Source organism: Roseimaritima sediminicola (genome assembly GCF_009618275.1).
GTDB lineage: Bacteria > Planctomycetota > Planctomycetia > Pirellulales > Pirellulaceae > Roseimaritima > Roseimaritima sediminicola.
In genome coordinates this window covers 38,938-61,960 of sequence record NZ_WIAD01000004.1, presented here as the reverse complement: position 1 = coordinate 61,960, position 23,023 = coordinate 38,938, and the positions used below count along the sequence as shown (strand labels likewise).

Annotated in this window: 17 protein-coding genes; 14 read left to right on the top strand and 3 right to left on the bottom strand. The window is 63.3% G+C overall.

The window, feature by feature from the left end; genetic code table 11:
- Window positions 1-136 precede the first annotated feature (136 nt).
- The 5 genes from GE027_RS03835 to ccsA all read left to right on the top strand — a co-directional run bounded on the left by GE027_RS03835 (window position 137) and on the right by ccsA (window position 8,309).
- Entirely contained in the window at window positions 137-619 is a 483-nt protein-coding gene (locus GE027_RS03835; protein ID WP_162006561.1) for a hypothetical protein, read from the top strand.
- An 89-nt stretch (window positions 620-708) separates the two neighbouring features.
- The gene (locus GE027_RS03830; RefSeq protein WP_153555861.1) at window positions 709-2,355 is read left to right on the top strand and encodes a helix-turn-helix domain-containing protein; all 1,647 of its coding nucleotides are present in this window, start codon (window positions 709-711) and stop codon (window positions 2,353-2,355) included.
- Window positions 2,356-2,582: 227 nt separating this feature from the next.
- Window positions 2,583-2,963 (top strand): hypothetical protein, encoded by a 381-nt coding sequence (locus GE027_RS03825; RefSeq protein ID WP_153555860.1) that lies wholly within the window; start codon window positions 2,583-2,585, stop codon window positions 2,961-2,963.
- 276 nt (window positions 2,964-3,239) lie between these two features.
- On the top strand, window positions 3,240-4,418 hold the full coding sequence (locus GE027_RS03820; RefSeq protein ID WP_153555859.1) for a hypothetical protein: 1,179 nt from the start codon (window positions 3,240-3,242) through the stop codon (window positions 4,416-4,418).
- Window positions 4,419-4,592: 174 nt separating this feature from the next.
- Complete coding sequence (gene ccsA / locus GE027_RS03815; protein ID WP_153555858.1) at window positions 4,593-8,309, top strand: cytochrome c biogenesis protein; 3,717 nt, start codon at window positions 4,593-4,595, stop codon at window positions 8,307-8,309.
- On the opposite strand, the gene GE027_RS03810 is transcribed toward ccsA, so the two are convergent.
- Window positions 8,290-9,597: a hypothetical protein gene (locus GE027_RS03810; protein WP_153555857.1), complete on the bottom strand. Its 1,308-nt coding sequence runs from the start codon at window positions 9,595-9,597 to the stop codon at window positions 8,290-8,292. The two genes, ccsA and GE027_RS03810, sit on opposite strands and share 20 nt — an antisense overlap.
- 224 nt (window positions 9,598-9,821) lie before the next feature.
- Between GE027_RS03810 and GE027_RS03805 the strand changes: the two genes are divergently transcribed.
- A complete protein-coding gene (locus tag GE027_RS03805) occupies window positions 9,822-10,805 on the top strand; it encodes a bile acid:sodium symporter family protein (RefSeq protein ID WP_162006560.1) in 984 nt (327 codons plus the stop codon).
- A gap of 350 nt (window positions 10,806-11,155) precedes the next feature.
- Here the strand turns inward: GE027_RS03805 and GE027_RS03800 are convergent, their stop codons facing one another.
- Window positions 11,156-11,506: a hypothetical protein gene (locus GE027_RS03800; protein WP_153555855.1), complete on the bottom strand. Its 351-nt coding sequence runs from the start codon at window positions 11,504-11,506 to the stop codon at window positions 11,156-11,158.
- Window positions 11,507-11,713: 207 nt separating this feature from the next.
- Here GE027_RS03800 and rpmE point away from each other — a divergent pair, with 207 nt between their 5' ends.
- From rpmE to prmC, 3 genes are all read left to right on the top strand, one after another.
- Entirely contained in the window at window positions 11,714-11,956 is a 243-nt protein-coding gene (gene rpmE / locus GE027_RS03795) for a 50S ribosomal protein L31 (protein WP_153555854.1), read from the top strand.
- 126 nt (window positions 11,957-12,082) lie between these two features.
- A complete protein-coding gene (gene prfA, locus GE027_RS03790) occupies window positions 12,083-13,165 on the top strand; it encodes a peptide chain release factor 1 (RefSeq protein ID WP_153555853.1) in 1,083 nt (360 codons plus the stop codon).
- Window positions 13,166-13,170: 5 nt separating this feature from the next.
- Window positions 13,171-14,070, top strand: a complete 900-nt coding sequence (gene prmC / locus GE027_RS03785) for a peptide chain release factor N(5)-glutamine methyltransferase (protein WP_153555852.1) — start codon at window positions 13,171-13,173, stop codon at window positions 14,068-14,070.
- A gap of 797 nt (window positions 14,071-14,867) precedes the next feature.
- Here prmC and purD read toward each other — a convergent pair.
- Window positions 14,868-16,217: a phosphoribosylamine--glycine ligase gene (gene purD / locus GE027_RS03780; RefSeq protein WP_153555851.1), complete on the bottom strand. Its 1,350-nt coding sequence runs from the start codon at window positions 16,215-16,217 to the stop codon at window positions 14,868-14,870.
- 454 nt (window positions 16,218-16,671) lie between these two features.
- Between purD and GE027_RS03775 the strand changes: the two genes are divergently transcribed.
- The 5 genes from GE027_RS03775 to GE027_RS03755 all read left to right on the top strand — a co-directional run bounded on the left by GE027_RS03775 (window position 16,672) and on the right by GE027_RS03755 (window position 23,015).
- Entirely contained in the window at window positions 16,672-17,439 is a 768-nt protein-coding gene (locus GE027_RS03775) for a methylamine utilization protein (protein WP_390621569.1), read from the top strand.
- A 743-nt stretch (window positions 17,440-18,182) separates the two neighbouring features.
- On the top strand, window positions 18,183-19,487 hold the full coding sequence (locus GE027_RS03770) for a c-type cytochrome (RefSeq protein ID WP_237607244.1): 1,305 nt from the start codon (window positions 18,183-18,185) through the stop codon (window positions 19,485-19,487).
- 172 nt (window positions 19,488-19,659) lie between these two features.
- Complete coding sequence (locus GE027_RS03765; protein ID WP_237607243.1) at window positions 19,660-20,805, top strand: COX15/CtaA family protein; 1,146 nt, start codon at window positions 19,660-19,662, stop codon at window positions 20,803-20,805.
- Between the two features lie 2 nt (window positions 20,806-20,807).
- A complete protein-coding gene (gene cyoE / locus GE027_RS03760; RefSeq protein WP_162006559.1) occupies window positions 20,808-21,902 on the top strand; it encodes a heme o synthase in 1,095 nt (364 codons plus the stop codon).
- 129 nt (window positions 21,903-22,031) lie between these two features.
- Complete coding sequence (locus GE027_RS03755; protein ID WP_153555846.1) at window positions 22,032-23,015, top strand: ABC transporter ATP-binding protein; 984 nt, start codon at window positions 22,032-22,034, stop codon at window positions 23,013-23,015.
- Window positions 23,016-23,023 lie beyond the last annotated feature (8 nt).

Below are 23,023 nucleotides of genomic sequence, written 5' to 3'. Positions count from 1 at the left end.
GACAACCGCCCGACTTGACCGGATCGTTAAAGATTGCCTCACCCGGATCACCCTTGCTGGCCCCGCCGTCGCTGGCCTAGGATCGCGCCGCTTGGAGCGATCACAGCGACTCGGACAGGCGGTCTGTTCAGGATGTTTGGGTAATTTTGTTGAACTGCGGGGTTTGGGTTTTACAATGAGCAAGGATTACAAATCGTTGCGTGGGCGGGGCTTGGCTCCGTTAATGTTGGCGGCCGTGGTGTTCGTGCTCTGCCCCAGTTGGCAGGGTTGGACCACCGGACAGGGTGCAGATCCGGCTGGAAGCTTCGGCGGCCAGCAGGGTTTGGACTCCGCGAGGTCGCCGGCCCGTGCGGCCGTCGCGGCGGGTCCGGCCGCGGGCTTGCCGCCGTTTTCGACCGCTGCTGCCGGGGAATTCATGGGATTCTCCAGGCCCGCGAGCGATGGTGGTCAAATAATTACCTTGGTCAATACGTCGCATCCATGGATGGCGGTGTATCATGTAGATGGATCTGGTCAAATCATTTTGAAGGGGTCGCGCCAGCTCAACCAGGATTTCCAATTTCAATACAACGCCGTGGCACCGCTGCCGGAAGAGATCCGGCGGGTCACCGGTCCTTAAGGGCCGCGGCGAGCAGGGAAATCGGAACGGTTGGGGCTAGCAACTGCGACTTACCGCTCGTCTTATCCGATATTGGAGTTGCCATCGGTATGGCTACGAATTACCTGCCTCTCGACGATGCTGCACAGCGACTGGGCGTTTCTCACGAACGGCTGGTCGAGTTGCGTTCTCAGGGTGCGATTCGCGGTTTTCGCGACGGCGCCAGTTGGAAGTTTCCCGAGAGTGAAATCGAGCGGGTGGCCGAAGAAATCGCTGCCGGCGAGCTGGATGCGGGTGATTCGGACGTGGGCGTGGCCGGCGGCGACGATGCGGGCCCCGGCGATTCCGGTTTGGTTTCCGAACCCGAAGTGGGGTCGGCGATCCGCAGCGGCAAGAGCAGCGTGATCGGCGGCGACGATCGAGGCTCGGACGACTTGAGCCTGGCCCCGGAAGACGGGGAAGACGACAGCGATGTCGGGCTGGGCGACGAACCGGTCGGTTCCGAAGGCAGCGACGTCAACCTGGTCGCTCGCGAAGGCGGCGTGGAAGTGGTCTCGCAGGACAGCGACAACCTTTCCCTGGCCGATTCCGGCGAGCTGACGCTGGCGCCCGAAGGCGAAGATTCGGGCATGCTGGATCTGGGCGGCGAACCCAAAGAGGGCAGCACCAATCCGACGCTGCCTCCGGCGGCCGAAGCCGGAGCGGAACCGTCCAGCAAGATTCAAAGCGATCTGTCGCTCGAGGCCGATCCCATGGAAGGCCACACCAGCAGCCTGGAAATGCTGGGCGACGACCTGGAACTGTCCACCTCCAACTCCGATTCACTGTCCGGCACCGGCGCTTCGCACGGTCAGGATGTGCTGAGTGAGCTGGATCTGTTGGCCAGCAGTGGCAGCGGCGATGCGGGCGATCTGATTCAAGGCGACAGCGATCCCTCGCTGATGGGCGGCGGATCCGATCTGGGCCAAGGCGGTTCCGACCTGGGCCAAGGCGGTTCGGGGTTGGAACTGGATGATGCGCTGGACGACGATGACGACCTGGTGATCGCCGACGACGATGACGACGACCTCGTCCTGGGCGGCGCCGGCAGCGATATTTCCATTGCCGGCGACAGCGGAATTAACCTGATGAGTCCCTCCGACAGCGGATTGTCGCTGGAGAGCGAACCGTTGGACCTGGCCGGATCGAGCATTTCCGCACTGGACCTGGGAGCCGAAATCGAAGGCTCCGGCAGCAGCGCCCCGGGCGGACCCGGCAGCGGAGCCAGTGGCAGCGGATCCCTGGTCGACTTCCAAGCCGACGAGGATTTCCAACTGTCCCCCTCGGGAATCGATATCGAAGTCGAAGAAGACAGTAATTCTCAGGTCATCGAAGTCGAAGACTCCAACGCCTTTGGCAGCGGCATCGATCTGGCCGGCGTCGGGGTTTCCCCCGGCGAAGGCGGCCTTGGAGGCGACCCGTTTGGTGACGAGGTCGTGGCCGAAGGGGTGGTCGCCGGGGAAGGCATCCCCGAGGACCAGGTGGCCGTCGATCCCATGGCCGCCCCGCAAACCGAACCGGTGGCCTTGCGTCCGACCTACGAAGTCCCGTATTCCACACTCAGTGTGATTTCGTTACTGGGGATCCTGTTGGTGATGAGCCTGGGCGGGATGCTGGTGACGGATCTGATGCGAAACCTGTGGAGTTACAACGAGTTGTCCTCGCCGGTCAGCAGCTTGACCGATGCCTTGATCGGCATGTTCGGTCTGGGACCCTGATTCGCCCTAGTTCCCGCTCGTGGGGCTCGCGGATTCCCAAAGCTTAATGGTGATGGGCCGCCCGAATCGACCGACCGAGGACGCGGCTGCAATGGAGGTGCAAGGTGTATCCGTTCCCGGCGATTCAATACGGTTTGCTAGCTATCGTTTTGCTAGTTGGTTCGCCGGGATGCGCACTGTTTGGCACGAATAAACTGGAACAATGCCGCAGTGAGTCCGAGCGGTTGTTGAGCGATTTCCGTCAGCAGCGGGACCGGGCCGACGCCTTGGCCGAAGAGAACCGGCAGATCCAGGGACGGCTGGCGGAATTGGAACGGAAACTGGCTGCGGTCGAGGGCGATCGGCGGCTGGCCACCCGTCCGGAACACGCTGGATCTGGGAAACCTGCAAAGCCCACCGAAAACCCCGCGGCGACCGGACCCCGTTCGCGTGTCACCCCGCCGCCACCGGCCCATGTCCGTCAACCGAGCGATGGACAAGCGTTGCTCGGAGGCCTGCCGCAGGCCGCTCCGGCGCAGGCCGCTCCGCCGGCGGTACCGGTCGCTGTGCCGTCGACCGAGCCGCTCAAACCGCTGCCCGATCCCTGGCGCCGCGCGGCTCGAAATTAATTTCGGCCGATCTTTCCGGCCGCGGCTTTCGTACGGCTTTCACGTCATCGCCCGTGCTGTGTGAATCGGACCTGTCCGATTGTTGCACGGTACAGATTGTTGCACGGTACAGAAGCACACGATGCGGCAAGCGGATCGATGCGGCATGCCGACGCACCCCCAAACTCTCGGGGTACGCTGGCGGGGGGACATCCGCTTATACTTAACGACAGATCCAACACCCACCTTGGCTTTCTAGCCACAACCCATCCACTGGCCCTTCGCGGCAGTGTGCTCATGAAGAAACATTATTGCGGCATGGCAGCGAAATGGGCTGTGTGCCTCTCCGCGGCCGGTGCTTTGGTGATTTTGTCCGGTTGCAGCGATCCCGAACCGGTGCGCGTTTACACGATCGACCGCCGCGTTCCGGAGGAACTGCAAAGCACCAATCGGATGCTCGGCGCGATCATTCCGCAAGACGGTGCCAATTGGTTCGTCAAACTAACTGGTCCGGAGACGGCGGTTGATTCGGTGGCCGAAGACGTCCGCCAGTTCGTCGCGGATCTACAGTTCGAAGACGGCCAACCGGTGCTCGAGTGGCCCGACACTTGGCAGCAGGTTTCGCCTGGTGATGGCCCGTTCGCCCCCTTTGCCAAAGCCTTGATCGATGCCGAAGAAAACCAGCTCGCCCTGACCCTCTCGCGGCTGGGCCGCAGGGCGGACTGGGATGCCGACGTCAATGCCAACGTGAACCGCTGGCGCCAGCAGATGGGCCTGGAGCCGCTGGAAACCCGCTGGGCCGGCGCCGAACCGCTGGACGAAACCGCTGGCGATGACCCGACCACCCTGTGGGTCGACTTGGTGGCCGAAGGCGATGGCGGCGGCGGCGGGCGCATGACCCCACCGATGTTCCGGCCGTCGCAGATGGCCGGCGCGGGCCGCGGCGGCGACACGGCCGCTTCGGGCGGCGATGCGGACCCGCACGCCTCGATGGTTCCCGCCCCGGAAGCCGCTGAATCCGCTGCCGGCGAGGAGTTGCAGTATGACGTTCCCGAGGGCTGGACCGAGGGGCGACGGGGCGGCATGCGGCTGGCCACGCTGCACGCCGGCGAAGGAGACGAGGCCGTGGAGGTGACGTTTATCCGTGCCGGCGGCGATCTGCGCAGCAACGTCCAGATGTGGGCCGGCCAAGTGGCCGGCGACGCGGCCGACGCCGCCATGGTCGATGCGGTCATGGAATCGGTCGACGAGACGACCGTGGCCGGACAGCCTGCGCGGCGAATGGTGATCACACCGCCCGATTCGGCGGAGTCGACGGATGACAAACCGGCGGAGGCCATCGATGTGGTGGTCGTCGAACCGGACGCCCCGCGGCCGCTGTTTATTAAGATGAAAGGACCGGCCGAGGCGGTCGCCAAGCAGCACGACGCGATGACCCAATTGCTCGAGTCCGTACAGTTAACCAGTCCCGAGTAGTGGCATAGGCTTCCAGCCTGTGAAAGTAGCAGTGGCATAGGCTTCCAGCCTGTGAAAACAAAAAAGCCTAACCCACGGCATTCACAGGCTAGAAGCCTATGCCACAACCACAACCACAACCACAACCACAGCCGACCAACCCGCACACGAAGCTCTTTTGAAGGAGCCGTCTAGATGGCCACGATCACCCCCGTTCCCGAGCGTCTCGATGATCGAGCGACGACCGCCACGAGCCCGGTGGAGGCCGAACAAGGAGGCATGCAGTGGGTGATGGCGGGACTGCGGCTGCTGGGTTCGTTGAAGTGGACCATTGCGCTGTTCGCGATGTCGTTGGTCGTGATCATGGCCGGTACGCTGGCGCAGGAAGCGCTGAACATGGAGCAGGTCAAGCAGCGGTACTTCACCAGCTGGATCGCTCGGCTGCACCTCGACGATTTCATTCCGCAGGTCTTTTATCCGCACACGCCGTTTCATTTTTGGGTGCCGTTTCCCGGCGGTGCGTTGATCGGCACGCTGCTGTTGGTGAACCTGCTGGCGGCCAAGATCACGCGCTTTCATGCCCGGGCTCGGGGCGGCCGCTTGGCCGCGGGTTTGGCCGCCTTGGGCGTTGGCTTGGTCCTGATGTTGGCGGTGATCTTTACCGGCAGCAGCAGCGAAGGCGTGCAGGGCGAGCCACCGGTCAGTTACGCAACGCTCTGGGCTTGGCTGTGCGGCGGTGTCGCTGTGGGCTGGCTGGGGCTATTGGCCACGGCGACGACGACCGACAGTAAACGCCTGCGGATCGGATCGATCGTGGCCCTGGTCGGCGTGGGAGTCCTGTTGATCGGCATGCTCAGCGGCGTGGCGACGCTCAGCGATCCCGGGCTGCGAATCATGTGGCAATTGACCAAGGGCAGCGGGGTCGCGTTGATCCTGATGTGGGGTTGTCATCTGATCTTCGGCAAACAAGGCGGCAACGTGCTGCTGCACTTCGGCGTGGCCCTGCTGATGATCGGCCAGTTCGCTTACGGCGACCGCCAGCTGGAACAGAAGCTGAATCTGGCCGAAGGCGACATCTCCAACACCGCCATCAACATGGCCAATACCGAGCTGGCCTTCATCGACGACAGCGACCCCGACCAACGGAAGGTGATCGCCGTTCCGGTCTCGCGTCTGCAGGCGGCGGCAGCCGATGGCAGCGTGATCTCGGATCCGGCCGTGCCGTTTGACATCCGCGTCGACCAGTACATGGTCAATTCGACCCTGATCGATGCCAAGAATGCGGAGACGAACCCGGCGACGACCGGACTGGGGCGGGAACTGGCGGTGACCGAGGCTCGGATGGAAGGCGGTGCGTCGGGCAAGACCAACGTGGCTTCGGCCTACGTGGAACTGCTGGCCAAGGACACCGGCGACTCGCTGGGCACGTTCCTGGTGACGCAGTATGTCAACGATGCGAACAACTTGTTCTTCACGCCCAACCCGGACGAATTTGAAGAGGTCACGGCGGGCGACACCACCTACAGCATGGGGTTGCGCTTCCAGCGGATTGAGAAGCCGTACTGGGTCAAACTGTTGGATGTGCGCCGCGATGATTACGCCGGCGTCAACAAAGCCCAATCGTTCTCGTCGGTGATCCGCTTGTTCGATCCCGAAAATAGCGAGATTCGCAAAGAGCGAATTTGGATGAACAACCCGCTGCGTTATCGCGGCGAGACGTTTTATCAAGCCAACCATGTGCCGGTTCCCGGCGGCAAGGAGATCACCGGCCTGCAAGTCGTGCAGAACAGCGGTTGGTTGATTCCCTACTTGGCCTGTTCGATCACCGGCGTAGGAATGCTGTTTCACTTCGTCGGCTCGCTTCGCCGCTACACCTCGCGTCGTGATCGCGAGCTCAGCCGCCGCAGCGGGATGCGCAGCGAGCGTTTCTTCCCCAAAGCCATCGCCGCGGGCGTGGTGTTCGTGGGCTTGATCGTGACGATGAAACTGGTGCCATGGTCGGCGGTGGCCATGGCGATGAACCCCGAGCAACGCACCGAAAGCCGCGACCTGTACCGGGCCGGCGAGATTCCGGTTCAGTTCGGCGGCCGCTTGATGCCGCTGGACGCCTACGCGCGGATCACCCTCAAGACGCTCAGCAGCAAAGAGTCGATTCCGCTGACCGAAGCCGATCCGGAATTGATCAATCGGTTTGCGATGGAAAAGGTTTCTCCGTCGGACCTCCAGCGGTATCGCGACCCGCCGTTTTCGCCCAAGCGGATGCCGGCGCTCGAGTGGTTGATGGAAGTCGCCGCGGATACCGACGAGATCTACGACCTGCCGATGATCCGTATCGATGCGGCCGAGGTATTGGCGGAAGTGGGGATCGACCGGCGGCGAAAATCCAAACTGTATTCCTTGAGCGAGCTGCAGGATGCCAGCGCCCGGGTGCGGCAGTTGGCCACCGAAGCCAGTGAGAAAGACTCGGCCCAGTTGTCTTTCAAAGAACGCAAGCTGATCGAGCTGGCGTCGCGGCTGCATCTGTACGACGTGGTTTCAGTCGCCATGCAGATGCCGCGTCCGCGGCGGGTGCCTGATCAGGTGCTGCTGCAGATGCTGCCCGAGGGCGTGAAGCCGGAGGACATCACCGACGAGCTGCGGCAGATGGCTGCTTTTGAAGATTTGCAGCGGCGGATGCGCTTGATCGCCGAAGTCGATTCGCCGGGATTAATTCCTCCGCAGGGGCAGACCGAATTGCCGCCGACCGAACGCGACCGTTGGTTGCCGCTGTCGGCCGCTTATTTCGAATCGATCAAGGATACGATTCGCAATCCGGAAGCCAAGGATCCAACCAGCGGTTTCCAGGCTCTGGTCACGGCGTATCAGGACATGGATCCGGCGGACTTCAATCAGGCCATCGACCAACACATGGACTTGATCCAGCCTCGGATTGCGGAAGGTGAGATCGGTTGGAATCTGGCCGTGGAACGCTGGATGGAAGCCGCTTGGCCCTCGGGCACCGCGATGATCCTGTACATGATCGTGCTGGTGCTGTCGCTGGTCTATCTGATGACGGGGGTGGAAAGCCTGCGCGTGACGGCCTGGGTGATGTTGCTGGGGATCGTCGTTGTTCACACCGCGACGCTGATCGCCCGGATCATCGTGACCGAGCGTCCGCCGGTAATCAATCTTTATTCTTCGGCCGTTTTTATCGGCTGGGGGGCGGTGCTGCACGGCATCGTGATCGAGTTCCTGTCGCGCAAAGGCATCGGCAACCTCGTGGCTTCGGCCGCCGGCAGCATCACCCTGATGATCGCCTGGAAGGGGCTCAGCAACGAAGACACGATGCCGGTGCTGCAGGCGGTTCTCGACACCCAGTTCTGGTTGGGCACGCATGTGACCACCGTGACGCTGGGGTATACAGCGACGTTCGTAGCCGGTTTGCTGGGCATCAAGCACTTGGTGCAGTCCTGGCTGGGGGCCAGTGAAGAGAGCCGCCGCGACAGTTATCGGATGATGTACGGGGCGACCTGTTTCGGGATCCTGTTCAGCTTCATCGGCACGGTGTTGGGCGGTCTTTGGGCCGACGACAGCTGGGGCCGCTTCTGGGGTTGGGACCCCAAAGAAAACGGCGCGTTGTTGATCGTGATCTGGAACGCCCTGATGTTGCACGCTCGCTGGGACCGCATGGTCGGTCCGCGTGGTTTCGCGATGTTGGCGGTGGGCGGCAACATCATCACGGCGTGGAGCTGGTTCGGAACGAACCAGTTGGGTTTCGGCTTGCACAGCTACGGCTTTACCAGCGGCACGCTGATGTGGCTGGGATTGTTCGTAGGAAGCCAGTTGTTGGTCATCGCCCTGGCCGCGGTTTGGCCCGCCGCCAAACCGCTGGACGTCCCCAAGCCCGGCTGGGCTACTCGCGACGGAGGCTGATCCGAGGCACCGCCGGCAGGGTGCCTTCGGGCAGCGGTCGCTCCGGCGGCACCAGCATCTGGCCCAGCGCGGCGGTCTGCTGGGAGTAGGGCACCAGGGCCGCATGCTGGGGCGCCAGGGCGGCGACCAGGTTCGTCGCCCACATGGGTTGATCTTCGCGGCAGACCGCCAAGGGCGCGGACACGGTCGACAGCACCACGCCCGGCGGCAAGGCTTCGTAGCCGCGGTGGTTTCGGCAGTTGCCGCGAAGCGTCATCTTGGCTCCCAAGACTTCAAATCGCATCGCCAACAGGTCGTACCACAGGCTGTTCTCGTCGCCGGTCTCGGCCACGGCGGCGATTCCCAGATGCTGTTCGGCGGCGGTCAACAAGCCGGTGCCCAGATAACCTTCCTGGGCCACCAGCGATCCCGAGATGTCGGCTGCGCGGCCGGGCTGGATCTTGCAGGTCACCAGGTGCACGCTGGCTCGGCCGGTCAGTTTATGCGGCAGCCCGTCGAAGACTTCGCTCAGATCGATGTCCGTAAATTTTGCGCCGGCCAGGTCGACCGACCAGCCGTCGGAGGCCAGCTTCCAACGCAGCGAACCATTGAATTCGGCGTCCGGGCCCAGTTTCTGAAGGGCTGGCAGGTAGCCGGCCAACGCAGAGCAGGGCAGGGGAATGCCGCCGGTGTACAGCTGCCAGCGGGTTTCCGGCAGCGAACCGCTGCGGTTGCGGACCACCGACACGGTGGCTTTGGTGTCGGTTTCGCGGCCCGCCGGCAGGAACTCCAGGTCCGCTTCGATGTTCTTGCCGCGCGGCGTCACCCGGGCGACCGTGTCTCGCAGCGTCACGCCGCCGGTTTTGCTGTGCAGCGTCAGGTCGTCCGCGGCGATCACCATCGGTTGGCTGGTCAGGGCGGGCTGGCACAGGAAGCGGTCGTGAATGATCTGCCAGGCGTGCTGCAGCTGGGCCGATTGCAGTTCGGGTTGATGGACACGCAGGATGCGTTTGTCGTCCAGCTCGGCAAAACTGGCCAGCCGCACGCGGCCGACTTCCGCGCCCGTCTCGTTTTCGCGGATCACCACGCCTCGCAGCCGGAGCACCGAGGGCGCCGGACGCTCGAAGTCCGCGATCTCCACGCGCAGCCCCAGCTCGTCGGTCAGGCGGGCTTCCAGCTGGGCCAGTTGATAGCGGTAGTACCACGGCGTCCAGGAGACCGCGATCACCGACAGGACCAACATCGTGGGCAGCGCGCACAGGCAAACGAATGCCAATCGGCAGAGCGCTTTCTGTGTGCGTTCGTGCATTCCCATCCCTGACTGGTTTGCTGCGGTACGGCCGGCGCTCCTGTATCCCAAAAAGCCGCCGCGACGGGTAGAGCGAAAAACCCTTGCAGACGTTTCGCAGGGAAATCGTTATCGTAAGCAGCCCCGTTGGGCCGTAGCGGAAGTCGCCAGACTTTGGACCTTCACTGCTAGCATTCATTCATCGCACACCTATCACCCTCCACCTACACGTCCGGACCATCGACTTGCTGACTCGCCACTGGTTTTTGATCGCTTTGGCCGCCGCGCTTTCGCTGGGGTTTGCGGCGGCCGAGCCGCTCTCGCCGTTGGCCGGTTCGGAGGCGTTTCGTTATGGCGTGGTTGCCGTCGTGCTGCTGCTGATGGGGCTGCCGCTGCATCCCGAATCGATGATTCGCAGCCTTCGCAAGCCGGTGGCGTGGATTCTGGCCGTGGTGATCAATGTTGCCGTCGTGCCGTTATTGGCTTGGGCGGCCTCCGCGGGGCTGAGCACGGAATTGGCTGGCGGTTTGATCGTCGCGAGCGTGGTCCCGTGCACCCTGGCTTCGGCGTCGGTGTGGACGCGAAAAGCCGGCGGCGACGATTCGGTGGCGATGATGGTGACCGTCGTGACGAACCTGGCCTGTTTTGTGGTCGCCCCGCTGTGGTTGGTCATGTTGTTGGGCCAGCGGGTGGAGATCGATTTAAGCGACCAAGTGGTCAAGCTGGGCCTGTTGGTCGCTCTGCCGCTGGTTCTGGCCCAGGTGCTGCGGCGACTGGGGGCAGCGGTCTGGGCCGACGGGCACCGACGGTCGCTGGCCTTGGGGGCCCAGGTTGGGATCCTGGTGATGGTCGTGGTCGGAGCCAGTCAGGGCGGCCAACGGTTGGCGGCGTCGGATACTGGCAGCGGCGGCGGAGCGGACTGGTTGTGGATGGTCGTCGCGGTCGTGGCCGTGCATCTGGTGGCGATGGTAATGGGTATAGCGTCGGCACGGCTGGGCGGACTGGGGCGTCCGCAGCAAATTGCCGTCGGGATCGCCGGCAGCCAGAAAACGTTGATGGTCGGCCTGCAGTTGGCCCTGGACTGCGGGGTCAGCATGCTGCCGATGATCGTCTATCACGTCGGCCAGTTATTGCTCGACACCGTCATCGCCCAGCGTTGGGCGGCAAAAACCCCCAACCCCAAAACGGCGGAGTTCGGACAAGAAGAAGCCGTGAGCGAGCAAGGCTGAGTTTCGTACTCGTACTCGTACTCGTACTCGTACTCCTACTCGTACTCCTACTCCTACTCGTGCTCGTGCTCGTGCTCGTGCTCGTGCTCGTAATCGACCTACCGCCTTGGCCCCTCCCCGTCGGGCTGAAGTCGAGCACCGCTTCGCTGAGCACGAGCACCGCTTCGCTGAGCACGAGCACCGCTTCGCTGAGCACGAGCACCGCTTCGCTGAGCACGAGCACCGCTTCGCTGAGCACGAGCACCGCTTCGCTGAGCACCGCTTCGCTGAGCACCGCTGCGCTGAGCACCGCTGCGCTGAGCACCGCTGCGCTGAGTACGAGCACAATCACGAGCACCGCTGCGCTGGCGTTAGGCTCCCAGGATTGCCGCCACGCAGCCGGCTCCGACCAATAGGTGCAGCGGCATTCCCAGCACGCCCAGCACGATCCCGATCCAGGCGTGTACATGGCCGCGGATGATCGGATTTTGCCGCCGCGCTTTCAGGCCCAGAATTCCCAACCAGATCGAAGCGACGCCCAGCGGCAAGCCGATAGCAGGAAACAGGGAGAAGATCCCGAGGTAATAGGCCGTCAGGGCCTTGGGGTTTTTGTAGGGGATCACCCCGCCGGTGGCGTCACTTTGGGTTTGGTAATTCGCTGCGGCGGCCGGGGGTGTCGCCGGGCTCGTGTAGGGGCTCGACGCAGGATCGGGATCGGACATAACGGGTGTCCCTAAAACGAATTCGGGAAAAAGGAAAAGCCGGTGCCCTTGCTAATTTGGGGGCATCGATCATACCATTAGGCAGTGCTGGTAGGGAGCCAAGGCTTGAGAAAGCGGGATTCCCGCTCCAGCGATATTCATTCACCGCCATGCATCGATCCTGCTGTATCGTCCAGCCCGGTCTTCGATGCCCCAGAGGTAAGCGTTATGAAAGCAGACATTCACCCCAACTATCAAGAAACGACCGTGACCTGTGGTTGCGGCAACACGTTTCAGACCCGCAGCGTTCGCCCCGAGCTGAAGATCGACATTTGCAGCGAATGTCATCCGTTCTACACCGGCAAGCTGAAGTACGTCGACACCGCGGGCCGGATCGACAAGTTCCAGAAGAAATTCGCTGCCGGGACGTACGGGAGCCTGCAGAAGGGCAAAAAGAAGAAGAAGGGCTAGCTACGCTTCTGGTTCGGACATCGACAAGCCGCCGCGGATCCTTGCTTGACAAGGCCGTAGCGGCTTTTTCTGTACCTGCTTCTCGGTGACCCCCGCCGCGCTACCGCCCTCTGTGATGCACCCCCTATGTCGAACTCGATTCGCGACACCCTGGAAGAAAAACTGAACCGCTTTCTCGAGCTGGAAGCCGCGATGGCGGACCCGGACGTGCAAGCCGACGGATCGCGGATGAGCGCCGTGGCTCGTGAGCACGGTGGACTGGCCAAAATGGCCAATACCTACCGCGAGTTCAAACGCCTGTCCGACGAGATCCAGGAGTGCCAGGAGATGGCCGCCGCGGCCGAGGATCACGAGGAGCGGGAGATGGCCGAAACCGAAATGGCCCAGCTCCGCAAGGATCGCGAACGGTTGTGGGAAGAGTTGCTGGCCATGACCGTCGGCGGCGAGGACAGCCACCGCACACGCTGTGTGATGGAAATCCGCGCCGGCACCGGAGGCGAGGAAGCCGCGCTGTTCGCCCGCGACCTGTTCGAGATGTACCGCAAGCACGCCGAAACCAAAGGCTGGAAGACGGAGATCATGGACGCCAGCGCCTCGGACATGGGCGGCTTTAAAGACGTCACCATGACGATCGAAGGCGAAGGGGTGTATCGCGATCTACAGTACGAGAGCGGCGGGCACCGCGTCCAACGCGTTCCCGAAACCGAAACCCAGGGGCGCATCCATACCTCCGCGGCGACCGTCGCGGTGATGCCCGAACCCGAAGACGTCGAAGTGGCCCTGAAATCCGAAGATTACCGGATCGACAAATTCGGTGCCTCCGGACCCGGCGGCCAACACGTCAACAAGACCGAGTCGGCGATTCGTTTGACGCACCACGAAACGGGCATCGTCGTGCAGTGTCAGGACGAGAAGAGCCAGCACAAGAATCTGGCCAAGGCACTCCGCGTGTTGAAGGCGCGGATCTACGAGAAGAAACGCGAAGAGGAAGAGAGCAAGCGAGCCGAAGCACGCCGCGGATTGGTCGGTTCGGGCGATCGCAGCCAACGCATCCGCACCTATAACTTCCCTCAGAATCGCTTGACCGACCACCGCATCAACCTAACGATCTATAAACTGGATCAGATCATCGCCGGCGACGTCACGCCGGTCACCGAAGCGTTGATCGAATACGATCGCGATCAACTGCGCAGCGAAATGGAAGAATAAACGCCATGTCGACGGAGCAGACGAAAAGAGCCGAACCCTGGACGGTGTTGCGGCTGTTGACGTGGACCACCGACTTCTTCAAACAACGCGGCAGCGATACGGCGCGGCTGGATGCGGAAATCTTGTTGGCCGAAGCTCGGGGCTGTAGCCGGATCGAACTGTATACGGCCTTCGATACGGAACTGACCGACGAGGCCCGCGTGGCGTTTCGCGAAATGGTCCGCCGCCGCGGCGAAGGCATGCCCGTGGCCTATCTGGTCGGCTACAAAGAGTTCTACTCGTTGAAGCTGCGCGTCGATCCCAGCGTCCTGATCCCGCGGCCCGAAACCGAGCACTTGGTTATCGAAGCGCTGGACCGGGCGAAAGAAATCGAAGATGACCGCCCGGTGCGGATCTTGGATGTCGGAACCGGCAGCGGCGCGATCGCAATCGCGATCGCGAAGAATCTGCCTCGCGCCGAAGTGACGGCGATCGACCGCAGCGAAGCGGCTCTGGAGATCGCCCGCTACAACGTCACGCAGCACGAGCTGGACGATCGCGTCGACGTCCGCAGTGGCGATCTGCTCGATGGTATCGAAGCCGACGGATCGTGGGATCTGGTGTGCAGCAATCCGCCCTATGTCGCCCAAGCCGAGTACGATGCGCTGGAGGCGGAAGTCCGCGAGCAGGAACCGCGAGAGGCCCTGTTGGCCGGACCGCAGGGCACCGAAGTCATCGAGCGACTGGTGCCGCAGGCCGCCGCGCGGCTACGCCCGGGCGGCTACCTGATGGTCGAGCTGAGCCCGATGATCGCCGAGGCGTGTGCGGCGATCGTCAAAGCCAGCGACGCCTACGACGCCGCTTCGGTACGCCTGGTCAAAGACCTGGCCGGCCACCAACGCATCCTCGTCGCCCGCCGCAAGTGAGCCGATTGCTAACCACAATCCGTAGCCGAAGTCGCCAGGCTTTGGGAGGCAGCCACGCAGCCACGCCAGTGGCGACATGTGGTAGCCCCAGGCGCGAGCCTGGGGTGCCGCTCGTGCAGCGGCGATAGGCGATCTTTTCTCCCCTCTCCCCCGCGGCGCCGCGAGCGTCAGCGAGTGAAGCAGTGGTGGGAGAGGGGAGAAACCGATTCTACTCGTGCATAGATTCCGTTAGAGCCGGCAAATCTCAAATCTCAAATCTCCTGACTCTGGCGGAATCTATGTAGGGCGTGCGAAGCTCGGAGGGCAGCAGCCACGCCAGTGGCGACATGTGGTAGCCCCAGGCGCGAGCCTGGGGTGCCGTCTTGCATAGATTCCGTTAGAGCCGGCAAATCTCAAATCTCCTGACTCTGGCGGAATCTATGTGGGGCGTGCGAAGCTCGGAGGGCAGCAGCCACGGAGTGGCGACATGTGGTAGCCCCAGGCGCGAGCCTGGGGTGCCGCCCCCCACACCCGTGCGCCAGTCCCAGAGGGACGGCATGAAATCTGATGCGATCCTTCATGTCGCCCTTCCAGGGCTTTTGTTCGTGGTGTTTACGTTTCCCCAGGCTCGCGCCTGGGGCTACCACATGCCATCGCTCCGCGATTCGAGAACGTTCGTTCCCGTAAATAGATTCCGTTAGAGCCGGCAAATCTCAAATCTCAAATCTCAAATCTCAGATCGCCGAGCACGAGCACGATTCAAACTCGCCACTCGCTACCTCCAAACTCTGGCGAATTCGCTAGCGGCCCTTTTCCGCTTACAGCGCTTTGTCGCTGATGTCTTTGCGGCACCAGGCGCCGGGCCAGCGGATCTCGCGGACCGCCTTGTAGGCTTGCAGCTTGGCGGCGCTGATGCTGTTGCCGATCGCCGTAACGCCCAGCACGCGTCCGCCGCTGTTGATGACTTTGCCGCCCACCTGTTGGGTGCCGGCGTGAAACACTTTCACCTCGGGCAACTCGGCCGCTCGTTCCAGGCCCTTGATCTCGCGGCCTTTCTCGTAGTCGCCCGGATAGCCTTCGCTGGCCATCACCACGCAGATGCTCGGCCGTTCGTCCCAGCCGGGCGGTTCGACTTCGCCCAGTCGTCCCTCGGTGACCGCTTCGATGATTTCCAGCAGGTCGCCCTGCATCCGCATCAGCAGCGGTTGGCATTCGGGGTCGCCGAACCGCACGTTGAATTCCAGCACCTTGGGGCCGGCCGAGGTCAGCATCAGGCCGGCGTACAGCACGCCGCGGAACGGCCGCCGCGAACGCTTCATCGCGTGCACGACCGGGACCAGAATGTCGCGTTCGACCTTGGCCATCATTTCGGCATCGACCAGCGGCGTGGGGCAGTACGCACCCATGCCGCCGGTGTTGGGACCGGTGTCGCCGTCGTAGGCCGGTTTGTGGTCCTGGGCGGCCGGCAGCGTGAGGATGGTTTCGCCGTCGGTGATCGCCAGCACGCTGGCCTCTTGGCCTTCCAGTCGCTCTTCGATGATCAGGGTATTGCCGGCTTCGCCGAATTCTCGCACGCCCGCGATCCGATTGATCGCGTCGAGCGCTTCGCTGCGCGTCGCGCAGACGATAACGCCTTTGCCGGCGGCCAGCCCATCGGCTTTGACGACCACCGGAACGGCTTGGTTGGCATCGGGGTAGCGGTCTTTGATGAAGCGTGAGGCGTCCGAGGCGGTGCGGAAGGTCTGGTAGTCGGCCGTGGGGATGTTGGCGCTGCGCAGCAGGTTCTTGCAAAACACCTTGCTGCCTTCCAGTTCCGCGGCGGCGGCCGAGGGGCCGAAGGCGCGGATCCCGGCCGCCTGCAGGTCGTCGACCAGTCCGGCTACCAGCGGGGCTTCGGGGCCGACAACGACCAGGTCGACCTGGTTTTCTTTGACAAAACGCAGGATGCCTTCTTTGTCGGAGGCCTCGATCGGGACATTGGTTGCGTCGACGGCCGTGCCGGCGTTACCGGGCGCGACGAAGACCTTGGCCGCTCGGGGACTGGCGGCGATTTTCCATGCCAAGGCGTGTTCGCGGCCTCCGTTGCCCACGATCAGAACGGTCTTGCCGGGGGCGTCGTTGGCGGTGGAAGCGGCGGCGGATGACGGCGATGCGGTGTCTTGTGGCATGTCCCCAAGATTCCTGGTTGAATCAAGTTTTCCGAGTAAAAAACGGGCGCGGCGGTGCTGGCTGCATCCTACGGGAAAGCGGGCTCGGCGAATAGCAGCACCAGGCCATCGCGGGTGGCTCCGGCCCGGTCGCTAGACCCATCGTGTGGAGTTAATTCGCGGTGATGTGGGGTTAAGGGCTGGTAATTGCCCGGCGAGCCGCTATAATGCTACGTAGACCCCACCGACCGGTATTGTCTGCGAGCCCTCATAAAACCCCACCTCTGGGCTCGCATGCTGGTCTGATTCAGCTAGTTTTTGTTTATGGAGGCGACGGCCGAGAACCTTCTTCTCGGCCGTCGCTTTTCCTTTGGGTACAATGCGATTAGTGTTGTGCGTGTCGCTGCTGAACTTCGTCGACCGTTGTCGATTTCGCAGATCAACATCCCACCTTCACCTGTTAACCTGAGGAGCGATGCTCATGCGTCGATTTTTGCTTTCTACTGCCTGCCTGTTCGCCGCGGCGAATGTCTACGGTGGCGATCTGAAAATGCAGTTCGTTTTCGATGGTGACGTTCCCGCCCCGGCCCCGATCGACGTCAACCGCGATACGGCCTTCTGCGGCAAGCACGACCTGACCGACGAGTCGTTGGTCGTCAATCCCAAGAACAAAGGCATCAAGAACGTCGTCGTTTACGTCTACACCGGCCGCGGCGGCAGCGATCTGCCGGATTCGCCCGAGAAAAACGACACGCACGAGCTGGCCAATGAAGACTGCCGCTTCGAGCCCCGCGTGGTGCTGACGCAGGTCGGCGACACGTTGAAGGTGACCAACCCCGATCCGGTCGGACACAACGCAAATCTGAATTTCCTGAAGAACGACGCCAAGAACCTGATGATCCCGGCGTCGCAGGAGAAAGACGTCGAGCTGGAAGAGAGCGAGCCGGCGCCGATTCCCGTCGAGTGCAACATCCACCCCTGGATGAGGGCCTATGTAGTCGTCTTGGACCACCCCTACGCAGCGGTCAGCGACGAAGATGGCAACCTGACCATCAAAGGCCTGCCCAACGAGGAACTGACGTTCCGCGTCTGGATGGAAGCCGCCGATGGAGCCCTCAGCGAAGTCGAAGTCGACGGCAAGACCCAAGAATGGAAACGCAACCGCTTTGAAGTCGATATCAAAGACGGCGTCAACGACCTGGGCGTCGTGAAAATCAAGCCCGACCAGGTCAAGCTGCCGTAAGCGTCGATCGCCGTAGCTGAACTCGCCAGAGTTTGGGCTCGCCAGAGTTTGGACCGGCCCGGCAAAGAAGATTCATAGCCGAAGTCACACGACTTCGGCTATTTTTATGCGCACATATCAACCTGTTCCGCAGCCGCACTGGTCGTAGCCGAACTCGCCACAGTTTGGACGTTGGAGTGTAGGCTTCAGCCGATTTTGTAAGCCTCCGTCTGCATCGGCTGAAGCCTAGACTCCAGCGCATGCGGAACACTAATGCCGCACTAATCCGGACGAGCCGTCGGAAACCCTATTAGTGGTTGGTTAGTGAAAGTTAGTGTTTGGACATCCTTGCGCCGCGTTGGCCATTGAACGCCGCAGTCACCTGGGCCGTTTGGGCGATCGCCCTGCGGCTGATGGGCGGGAACCGTGGGCTAGCGCCCAATGCCACTTCCTTTGTAGCGGAACGGCGCGAGCCGTCCGGTTTTGCGGTGCGAACCTTCACACACCGGGCGGCTTGCGCCGCTCCGCTAACGCTTCAATCGCAAGCGATGGTGAAAGTAGATGGCATTGGGCTAGCACCCTGCGGCTGATGGACGGGAACCGTGGGCTAGCGCCCTGCGGCTGATGGACGGGAAGCGTGGGCGGGAACCGTGCGACGATTCGTCCTGGGCTTTGCCGTGATTATGGGTTCCCAACTTTGCGGCTCGTCCGCCATGATGGATGGCATGGTAACCCTATCTGTTCAGCCGTTCTCTCGTGCTCGCGTGCCTATCCCCGCTGCGCTGCTGCTGGTCGCCGCCCTCGGTCTTGTCCTGTCCGGTTGCGACTCGACGCCCCCTCGTTTTGCCGGCGACGATGTCCAGCGACTGAAGTGGGAACACCAGAGCGGCCAACCGCTCGATCAGGCTCAGGCGGATATCGAAGACGCGCTCGCGTATCTGTTCGGCACGCCCGATGAACCGCGCGTCCCGCAGCCGCTGCGGCCGCTGGTCGATGCCGACAACCTGGTGCGGGCCGCCGGGCCGGTGTACAGCACCGAAGACGGCAAACACTTTGGTCTGTATCGCGAACACTGTGCGGTTTGCCATGGCCTGGAGGGCAACGGCCGAGGTCCCGCCGCGGGGATGCAGAAACCCTATCCGCGCGACTTCCGGATGGGCGTGTTTAAGTTCAAATCCACGCCCCGCGGCCAGCGACCCACCCGGGATGATTTGATGCGGACGATCGTCGCCGGTGAACCCGGTACGGCGATGCCGACCTTTGCCGCTTCGGTTCCGGAGGAAGATCGCGAAGCCTTGATCGATTACGTGATTTATTTGTCCGTCCGCGGCCAGCTGCAGCGCGAGTTGTTCGCGCTGGCGGCCACCGAATACGATTACGGATCGGACCAGTTGGCGGCCGAAGAGCGGTTGTTCGCAGCCGAAGCGGAACAGCAGGACGCCGAGTTGTTTGCCGAGCAGTTGCAGGTGATCGACGGTCTGTTGGCCGACATCGTCCAGCCCTGGCGGCAAGCGAGTCGGCAAGAAACGCCGGTTCCGCCGGTGCCCGCGTACGTGGGACGAACCGTCAAAGCGGCGGCGGCCGAGCGGCACGCGGCGTCCATCGAGCGAGGCGAAACGCTGTTCCACGGCAATATCGCCAATTGCGTGGGGTGTCACGGACCGGCCGGCAACGGCGAAGCCACCACGCTGGACTTCGACGACTGGACCAAGGACTGGACCACGCGAATTGGGATCACGCCCGACGACGACGAAGCGACCGAGCCGTTTCGCCGGGCCGGAGCCCTGCGGCCGCGGCAGGCGCGCCCGCGAAATCTGCAGCTGGGAGCGTTTCGCGGCGGCAGTGACCCGGACCTGTTGTACCTGCGGATCGTCAACGGGATCGACGGAACGCCGATGCCCGCGGTCCCGCTGGTCGACCAGCCCAGCGGCGCGGGGCTGACGCCGGATCAGGTCTGGGACTTGGTCAATTACGTGCTGTCCCTGTCCGATGCCGATGTGGGAGCCGTGCGAGCCGAGGACGTGCTGGGGCCGGAGCTGCCGCCGATCACTCCGGCGACGGGAGGTTGATGATGGGAGAGCAGGGGTATCGAAGAGTATTTGCCTTGTCGGGATTGGTGTTGGGATTGATCCTGATGTGGTCGTTGGGATTTGGCGGCATGATTCCTGGAGCCATCTTCGGCGCTGCGGGAAGCGTGGCAGGTGGGATTTTGGGCGAGCGATTGGCAGCGAGGCGCACGCGGTGAAACAGCACGAATCGTCGACGTCGGTTACGCCACCGTTCGTTTATCGGCCGTGGCTATTCCGCTGGACCCTGGCCCTGTTGGGTTTGCTGTGGCCGCTGGTCTGGGTGGGGTCGCTGGTAACGACCACCGATGCCGGGATGAGCGTCCCGGACTGGCCCAATACCTATGGCGACAACCTGTTGCTGTACCCGGTGTCGACGTGGCTGTCCGGGCCGTTTGATTTGTTTATCGAACACGGGCATCGCCTGCTGGGGATGTTGGTGGGCGTGGTCGCCATCGCCGTGGTCGTGGTGGCCTTTTACAGCGAACGCCGGCGCTGGGTTCAAACGCTGGCGGTCGCCGGGTTGGTCCTGGTGATCGTCCAGGGTGTGCTGGGCGGCATGCGTGTGGTGCTGAGTGATCGCGTGCTGGCCATGGTTCACGGCTGTACCGCTCCGATCGTCTTCGCCGCCTTTACCGTTCTGGCTGTGGCCACCGGGCGGTGGTGGTGGACCGGCCGCCAGAAGCCGGTGAAGCTGGTCCGTCGGCGGGCGAGCAAGCCAGCGGAAGCCGCCGGCGGAGGCGACGAGTCCGGTTCGGGCGATGCGGCCGCCGTGGTTTCGACCGATCCGCGCGGAGCCACACGGGGCGTGACCGTCACCGCCTTTGCGCTGATCCTGATGGCCTACGTCCAGTTGGTGCTCGGTGCCCAGTTGCGGCACGTCAGCATGGCCGCCCCGCCGCAGCAATTCACGCACACCGTGGCCGCTCACGTCTTGCTAGCTTTCGTGATTTGGGCGGTCTGCGTCGTTTTCTGGGTGCGAATCCGCAAGTGCGGCGAAATGACGCTGTCGCAACCGGCCATGCTGCTGCTAGGATTGGTGTCGATACAGATTTTGCTGGGCTTGTCGACGTGGGTGGTCAATTATGGCTTCCCCATGTTTCAGAACTTCGGCTACACGGCCCGATACTTGGTGCATGCCAAGTCGTTTTGGGGATCGTTCATCGTCTGCGGCCACGTCGCGACCGGTTCGTTGATCCTGGCCATGGCGGTTCTGCTGGCCACGCGGTGCGTCCGCTTGCGGCATCTGGCCCGCACCGCGACGGCCCGCACAGCAATTTCTGGCACTTCCCTCGCACCCATGAGACCTCTGGAACGATGAGCTTGGCTGCTCCGCCATCCCCGGCCCGCGTGACGCGTGCTGTGAACAAAACGACGCCGCCGCCGGCCCAGGCAACCTCCGCTCAGGCGGGCCCCGGGGACGATGCCCGTGCGGACGCTTCGCCGGGGGCCGACAGCGCCGCCGAACCGGCCGAACCGGCCGAACCGGCCGAACGGGCTGGCCTGGTGGATCGCCCCGTGACCGAGCGCGAGCTCACGCGTGCGCTGCAGCTCCGTCGCGACTACCTGGCTCTGACCAAGCCGCGGATCGTGGTCATGGTTTTGGTGACCGCGGCCGTGGCCGCCGTGGCCGCAGCCGGTCGCGAGTTGACCGGCCTGGTGCTGCTGTACACGTTGCTGGGCACCGGACTGGTGGGCGCCAGTGCGGGAGTGATGAATCAGATTTGGGAGCGGCGGATCGACCGCAACATGCGTCGCACGCGAAATCGTCCGCTGCCCGCCGGACGCGTGACCACGGCGGCGGCAGGGCTGTACTGCGCGATCCTGGGCATCGCCGGGACGTGGCTGTTGGCGGCGACCGTGGGCGTGGTGCCGGCCCTGTTCGGCGTGGCCACCTGGTTGACCTACGTGGTGATCTATACGCCGATGAAGACTCGCACCTCCTGGAACACCACCGTCGGCGCGGTGTCCGGAGCGTTGCCGATGATGATCGGTTACACGGCCGCCGGCGGCAGCGCCGCAGCGCTCGAAGGTTGGTTGTTGGTCGCCGTGTTGGTGGCCTGGCAGTACCCGCACTTTATGGCCATCGCCTGGATGTACCGGCGGGAGTACGGCGAAGCGGGATTTATGATGACTCCGGTTGTCGAACCCAGCGGCCGCAGTGCCGCCGCCCAGTCGGTGGTCGGAGCCGTGGCGTTGGTCGGCGTTTTGCTGGCCTTGGTCGCATCGCTCAGCAGCGGAGCGACGGCCCTGGTGCTGGCCGCATTGATGCTGGCGGTCTCCTATGGTTTGGTCCGCGACGCTTGCCGGTTTGCTCGCCAGCGGACCGATGCCGCGGCGCGGCGGATGATGCGCGCTTCGCTGATTCAGTTGCCACTGGCCATGGTGGTCCTGGTGCTCGCCGCCTTGATGGGTTGAGAGATTGCCGAAAGCGCGGCCCGCGCTTGGGCGAGCGTCTCGACCGCTCGCCGGACCGGGCCCGACGGCGGAGCCTGCAACCCCGAGCCGGCCGAATGAATTCCTTTCCCTCCTACCGATGATTTCGCTGTGAACCCCACGACGGAAAGCCTTCCTCATGACGCCGCCGCGGTCGATGCGACCGGTGCCGCGATTCAGGTCAGCGGTGTTCGCCATCGCTATGGCGATCACACGGCACTCGATGGCGTGGACCTGAACGTCGCCAGCGGCCAGATCTACGCCTTGCTGGGACCCAACGGCAGCGGCAAGACCACGCTGTTCCGATTGATTTCGACGCTGATGCCCCTGCAGTCCGGCCGGATCACGGTGGCCGGGGCCGAGGTGTCGGACCCCTTGGACGTTCGCCGGCGGATCGGGATCGTGTTCCAGTCGCCCAGTTTGGACAAGAAACTGACGGTCGACGAGAACGTCGGCTGTCAGGCGGCGCTGTATGGATTGTCCGGCGCGACGCTTCGGCAGCGACGCGACGAGGTGCTCGGGCAATTGGGATTGCTGGACCGCCGCGGTGAATTCTGCGAGCGGCTGTCCGGCGGCCTCAAGCGGCGGGTCGAACTGGCCAAGGGCATGCTGCATCGGCCGCGCGTGTTGTTGTTGGACGAACCCAGCACGGGACTCGACCCGGGTGCTCGCTTGGACCTGTGGGAAGTGCTGCGTTCGATGGCCGGCGAAGGCATGACCATTCTGTTGACCACGCATTTGCTGGAAGAGGCCGAGAAGGCCGATCGCTTGGCGATCCTGCACGAGGGACGCGTCATCGCCGAAGGGGCTCCCGATGCCCTGCAGGCGGAACTGGGCGAAGGCCTGGTGACGGTCGTCTGCGATCCCGATGAGGGGCTCCAGCGGCGGATCAGCCAGCAGTTGGGCGTTGAGTGCCAGCGGATGCAAAACCAGCTGCGCATCCACAGCGACAACCCGGCCGCCTTGGTGCCGCAGTTGGCCGAGTTGTTGGGCACCGCGGCCCGTTCGATTACCGTGGGACGACCGGGCCTGGAAGACGTATTTATCGCAAAGACCGGGCACCGCTTCTGGGCCCCTTCGAGTTCGCAGGAATAACGACAATA

Excerpts from the sequence above, each read along its gene's own strand:
- GE027_RS03775 (WP_390621569.1), top strand. The coding sequence starts at position 16,672 with ATGCTCATGCGTCGATTTTTGCTTTCTACTGCCTGCCTGTTCGCCGCG.
- rpmE (WP_153555854.1), top strand. The coding sequence starts at position 11,714 with ATGAAAGCAGACATTCACCCCAACTATCAAGAAACGACCGTGACCTGT.
- prmC (WP_153555852.1), top strand. The coding sequence starts at position 13,171 with ATGTCGACGGAGCAGACGAAAAGAGCCGAACCCTGGACGGTGTTGCGG.
- GE027_RS03800 (WP_153555855.1), bottom strand. The coding sequence starts at position 11,506 with ATGTCCGATCCCGATCCTGCGTCGAGCCCCTACACGAGCCCGGCGACA.
- purD (WP_153555851.1), bottom strand. The coding sequence starts at position 16,217 with ATGCCACAAGACACCGCATCGCCGTCATCCGCCGCCGCTTCCACCGCC.
- GE027_RS03820 (WP_153555859.1), top strand. The coding sequence starts at position 3,240 with ATGAAGAAACATTATTGCGGCATGGCAGCGAAATGGGCTGTGTGCCTC.
- prfA (WP_153555853.1), top strand. The coding sequence starts at position 12,083 with ATGTCGAACTCGATTCGCGACACCCTGGAAGAAAAACTGAACCGCTTT.
- ccsA (WP_153555858.1), top strand. The coding sequence starts at position 4,593 with ATGGCCACGATCACCCCCGTTCCCGAGCGTCTCGATGATCGAGCGACG.
- GE027_RS03830 (WP_153555861.1), top strand. The coding sequence starts at position 709 with ATGGCTACGAATTACCTGCCTCTCGACGATGCTGCACAGCGACTGGGC.
- GE027_RS03810 (WP_153555857.1), bottom strand. The coding sequence starts at position 9,597 with ATGCACGAACGCACACAGAAAGCGCTCTGCCGATTGGCATTCGTTTGC.